The sequence below is a fragment of the Kosmotoga sp. genome, from assembly GCF_982836095.1.
In genome coordinates this window covers 8439-13774 of record NZ_CEYIHJ010000036.1, presented here as the reverse complement: position 1 = coordinate 13774, position 5336 = coordinate 8439, and the positions used below count along the sequence as shown (strand labels likewise).

The following is a 5336-nucleotide window of genomic DNA, read 5'->3' as shown; positions in this document are numbered from 1 at the left end:
AGCATCAGCTTCCCAAGCTGAGGGTCGCGGGTTCGAGTCCCGTCGCCCGCTCCAAAAAAAAGCGCGCTAGATGCGCGCTTTTTCATTAAGCTCATTATTGGCTGTACTTTCTTAATAGATCAATAAGAGCTTCCCTGAGAAGCGCTGACTCAGTCTTTTTTAGCCTTTTTGCCAGTCTTGAAAGTTTTTCAAGTTGAGATTTTGGATAATAGCTCGATTTGAGTGACATCTTTTGTTTACCTTCCGCAGGGGCGAAAACCATTCTATTTCTCCCCTGCTTTTTAGCTGTGAACATTCCATCTTCGAGAACATGTATCAATCCATCAACACTTGAAGCGCTCCTGGGGATATCTGCTACCGCACCTGAAACTGTGAACTTGATCAGATGGCCTTCACATTCGAGTTCCGCAACTTCAATCTGCTTTCTCGCTTCTTCCAGTTCCATTAGCAGTGTTTCGGCTGTGTGCTCTGAACTCATAACAAAAAATTCATCGCCAGCTCTTTCAACAATAAAACCATCTGGCAAACTCTCCTTTAGGATTTCATCGATGAATTCAATGACCCTGTCTCCGCATTTTCTTCCATATTCTTCGTTGATGTTGTAGAAGTTGTCAATATCCAGATTTCCCACTGCAAAACTCCCTGAAGCATACGCCTGATTAAAAATCTCCCGAATTTTCTCAAAAGGTGTTGGCATTTTATGACCTCCTTTTATATGATGTCATTATTAGTATATACATATACATATATTTATATATTATAACCAAATGAAAAATGTAAAAAACAGGTGAATTACCCAGAGTGGTTTTTCAGGGTATAATGCAGCAAGATGCTATCAGATGAGAGTTTCCTTAGTTCTAAAAGCTTGAGAAAATGATCATGTTCGACAAGTTGAAAATGAACATCGCCACTGAGAACAATAGGTTCGATTGTCAGGTATATATCCGTTATCAAGCCATGTTCAAGAAAAAGAGAGAATATTTGTGGTCCTCCAATTATAGCCACATCATTATAGCCACGTTCTTGAAGAAAGTGCAGGAGCTTTTCGGGAGGCATATCGGTAATAATGAGATTCTCAGAAAGGGGGTCCCTGTAATGGTGCGGGGTTCGACTCAGAACAACATTTAACCTACCAGAGAGAGGTTTATAATTGAGCGTTTCGAAGGTTTTTCTTCCCATTACAACCACACCCATTTTACGGGTTAAATTCTTGAAAAATTTCTTGTCTTCTCTTGAAGACCAATCTACTGCAAGACTGCTTCCTCTGGATAAAACACCATTTGCACTCATTACAGCTATGATGGCCGCTCTTATTTTGCTCATTGTTGACAAGCACAAGAAAGCCCTTCTACTGCGTGATGAAAGGGGATGTGCTGCTTCCTCCTTTCTCTAAAGGTGGTGGTATAAACCGGTACACTTTTTTACCTTTTTAATGTACAAGTGGTTTTGTTTCTCTATGAAAATGTTTTCTAATTTGCTCGCTGTTTTTATTTCTATTCTTCAATCCACTGTATGACGTACTATGGCCTCTGATCTCGGAAAGATCACATCTACTTCTTCAGACAATTCGACACTAACATTTTCAACATGGGTTATTTCAGTATTTTCTCCTGGTTGTAGTATCAAAGGCTTTTCAGAAGTTAACAATTTCACTGGCGTTTGTCTGTTGTTGGTTATAATTACATGATTGTCCTTTGTTTCAATAGCTATTCCCATAGCGGTGCTTTTTCCTGGCTTTACAGGAAAATTCAACATTATTGGCGTAATTGCGTTTATTATCTCTATGAAATCCTTGGTGTAGTTTTTCAATATACCGGTGTACTCTTGCCAAGCATCATTTTCAAAGCGCTCATATACAACACGTTTCCCTATGAGTTTTTCCAGAAGGGGGTCATACGAGTTGCCAATGTAATCGACAAAACTTTCGCCCATTTTGTTCACATACTTTTCTTTTCCAGAGAGAACGGAACTTTTGGGTGTAACCTGTCCTATTAGTAATTTCATCGACTCAACAATGGCATCCCTAACCGCTGCAAAGAAGTTGCGAACAGTCTTCCTCACTGTGACAAGCAACCCTGATTTGGAAGAAAAGGTCCTAAGCTCTCGCCTTCTTCTTTGGGCTTCATCCAGATCAGCCGGTATTCTATAAATGGTCTTTATACTTGCGTATTCAGTTCTATAAAGAATAAAACCCGTTTCGAAGTGTGAGCCGCTCTTGTGAGGCTTTGAATATCTCAAAAGTAAACCGCTGCTTTCCAGCTCCAAGGTTCCCCATACCGCTTTTCCGTCTTTCAATATGAGTATCACGGGGAATTTTTCCATATCTTTTAGACATCGGTCTCTCCATGTGGCTTTGAGATAAGCAACTATGATGGCAGTCACGAATATAACGATTATGGTAATAGTCAGGCTATTCATAAGGCACCTCCAAAAAAGCCCGCTTTCGCGGGCTTTTTTGATATATTACTTAACGATAAGATTCATTATTTTGTCCGGAACATAGATGACTTTTCTTATCTCTTTACCCTCAAGATGCTTGGAGATTTTCGGATCTTTTTTCAAAGCTTCCAATACTGTATCTCTCGTAGCACCTTGGGACACTTCGACTTTTCCCCTAATTTTACCGTTGATCTGTACAGGGATTTCTACATCAGCGAGTTTCAAGTATTTTTCATAATCCGCAGGGAACCCGGCGTTCAACACACCACCTTTTCCACCTTTCAACTCAAATATTTCCTCAGATATGAAAGGGGCAAAAGGCGCAAGAAGCTTCGCAAGGTCGATAACCAGCTGTCTTTCAATGCTGTTATGTTTTAAGGCTTCGTTCACAAATTCCATTATTGCAGCTATGGCTGTGTTATACTTAATGTTTTCAATTGAATATTGGACCTTTTCAATAGTTTCAGCCATCTTTATTTTCAGTTCAAGGGGACTTTTGGCTTCGGGAAGATTGGCAATTTCCCAAACTCTGTTTAGAAATCTCTTTATGGCATCCATCCCGCTGTCTCTAAAATCGCCGCCTTCTAAAAAGCTCCCCATGAACATCAAATAGGTCCGTAAAGCATCAACGCCATGTGTTTCAAAGTACTCGTTGGGGTTGACAATATTACCTTTGGACTTGCTCATTTTTTGGCCATCTTTGATTATCAAGCCATGGCCTCTAAAAGAAATAAAGGGCTCTTCAAAATGAAGCAATCCCATGTCATGGAGTGCCATGGTGATGAATCTGGAATACATGAGATGAAGATTGGCATGTTCATTTCCACCGATATACATGTCAACGGGAAGCCATTTCTTTGCCAATTCGGGATCATATGGGTTCTTATCATCATGCGGTGAAACATATCTCAGGAAATACCATGCAGAGTCAAGGAAATTATCGCTCACGTCTGTTTCCCTTTTGGCAGGGCCTCCACACTTAGGGCATGTTGTATTGACAAATTCTGCATTCCTCGCAAGAGGAGATAGGCCACTCCCATCAGGAATGTAATCATCAGTTTCTGGTAATAAAACAGGAAGATCTTCCTCAGGGACAGGAACAATTCCACATTTATCACAGTAGATAACAGGAATAGGAGGGCCCCAGTATCTTTGCCTGGAGACGCACCAATCATGAAGATGATAGTTGACTGTTGGCTTCATGCTTTCGTGAATTTCTCCTACTCTTTCTATAAACTCTTCACTTTTCCATCCAGTATGAGGCCCGCTGTTTATCATGACCCCATACTCAGTGTAAGGAAGTTCCTCTGGAGAGCATTCTATTACTTGTTTGATCTCCAGGCCATATTTTTTAGCAAAGACATAGTCCCTCTCATCATGGGCTGGTACCGCCATTACGGCACCGGTTCCGTACTCCGCCAGAACGTAATCACCTATCCAAATGGGAATACGGTTGCCCGTAAGAGGATGCAGCGCAAAACTACCAGTAAATATGCCATTTTTCTCCCTTTTTATTGATGTCCTGGTAGCCTCGTCCATCTTATTCACAATATTCAAGAATTCATTAAAGATAGGCTTTTGATCGTCTTTTATCAACGATTTAGTCATTTCATGCTCCGGTGCGAGAACAAGATAAGTGACTCCGTAAACAGTGTCGGGTCTTGTGGTGAACACTTCTATGTATTCGTCTTTCCCCTCGACCTTGAAAGCAATTGTCGCACCCCTGGAGCGACCAATCCAACTTCTCTGTATGTTTTTGGTGATTTCGGTCCAATCGAGTTTGCCGAGATTTTCAAGTAATCGATCAGCGTACTTCGTGATTTTGAAAAACCATTGACTCATCTGGCGTTTTGTGATTTCTGTACCACATCTTTCACATTTTCCTTCAATAACCTGTTCATCAGCAAGAACGGTTTTACAGGATGGACACCAGTTGACGGTGGATTCGCGTTTCTCGGCCAAGCCAGCTTCGTAGAGCTTTAAAAAGATCCACTGGGTCCAGCGATAATACTCGGGATCCGAGGTATTTACCTCACTACGCCAGTCAAAGATGTTTCCAATTTTCTTCAACTGCTTTTCCCTGAAATACTCTATACTTTTGGGAGTCAATTTTGCAGGATGTTTGCCAATTTTCAGAGCATAGTTCTCGCTATGAATGCCAAAAGCGTCAAAACCAATAGGTTCAAAAACATCATAGCCTTTCAGCCTCATGTAGCGGCCATAAACATCGGATCCAATAAAAGAATACATATTCCCGATGTGAAGCCCGGAAGCAGATGGATACGGAAACATCATGAGATTATAAAAAGGCTTTTTTGCATCTTTCAGATTTACCTCATAAGGTTTTTCTCTTTCGTAGTAATCCTGCCATTTTTTTTCAACAGCTTTAAAGTCGTACATTGGCATCCCCCTGTTCAGGTTTTAGTCAAGCTTGCTTATAAATCTCAATATTATTTTTGCCATTTGCTTACCAGTTTTGTTCGCGGCTTCAATTACTTCCTCCGCCGTTAAAGGTTTAAGGTCATCAGAGACAGCCCTATCTGTTATGGCTGACATACCCAGGACCTTTATCCCAGCATGCCTTGCTACAATGACCTCTGGAACAGTTGACATCCCAACTGCATCTGCCCCAAAGCTCCTCAACATTTTCAACTCAGCTGGTGTTTCAAAGCTTGGGCCTGACACCCCAACATATACACCTTCATAAACTCCTATACCAAGCTCTTTCGCCGCAAGAAAAGCAATAGAACGCAATTCTTTATCATATGCTTCGCTCATGTCAGGAAATCTGGGGCCCCATTCCTCAACGTTTGGGCCTATTAGAGGATTTAACCCCATGAAATTGATCTGGTCCTTAATAAGCATCGGATGACCAATTTCAAAATCAGGGTCGAGCC

General features: G+C 41.3%; 5 protein-coding genes. All 5 read right to left on the bottom strand.

Annotated features, from left to right (window positions below; all coding sequences use genetic code 11):
* Window positions 1-94 precede the first annotated feature (94 nt).
* Window positions 95-697: a diguanylate cyclase gene (locus AC3LHT_RS03960; protein WP_290646234.1), complete on the bottom strand. Its 603-nt coding sequence runs from the start codon at window positions 695-697 to the stop codon at window positions 95-97.
* Between the two features lie 95 nt (window positions 698-792).
* Entirely contained in the window at window positions 793-1323 is a 531-nt protein-coding gene (locus AC3LHT_RS03955; RefSeq protein WP_290646350.1) for a dihydrofolate reductase family protein, read from the bottom strand.
* A 177-nt stretch (window positions 1324-1500) separates the two neighbouring features.
* Window positions 1501-2418 carry a hypothetical protein gene (locus tag AC3LHT_RS03950; protein ID WP_290646236.1) on the bottom strand — a complete coding sequence of 306 codons (918 nt, stop codon included), beginning with the start codon at window positions 2416-2418 and terminating at the stop codon, window positions 1501-1503.
* A 45-nt stretch (window positions 2419-2463) separates the two neighbouring features.
* Window positions 2464-4839: a leucine--tRNA ligase gene (gene leuS, locus AC3LHT_RS03945; RefSeq protein ID WP_488662047.1), complete on the bottom strand. Its 2376-nt coding sequence runs from the start codon at window positions 4837-4839 to the stop codon at window positions 2464-2466.
* Window positions 4840-4860: 21 nt separating this feature from the next.
* A partial coding sequence (locus AC3LHT_RS03940; RefSeq protein WP_488662046.1) for a purine-nucleoside phosphorylase occupies window positions 4861-5336 on the bottom strand: 476 nt, incomplete at its 5' end.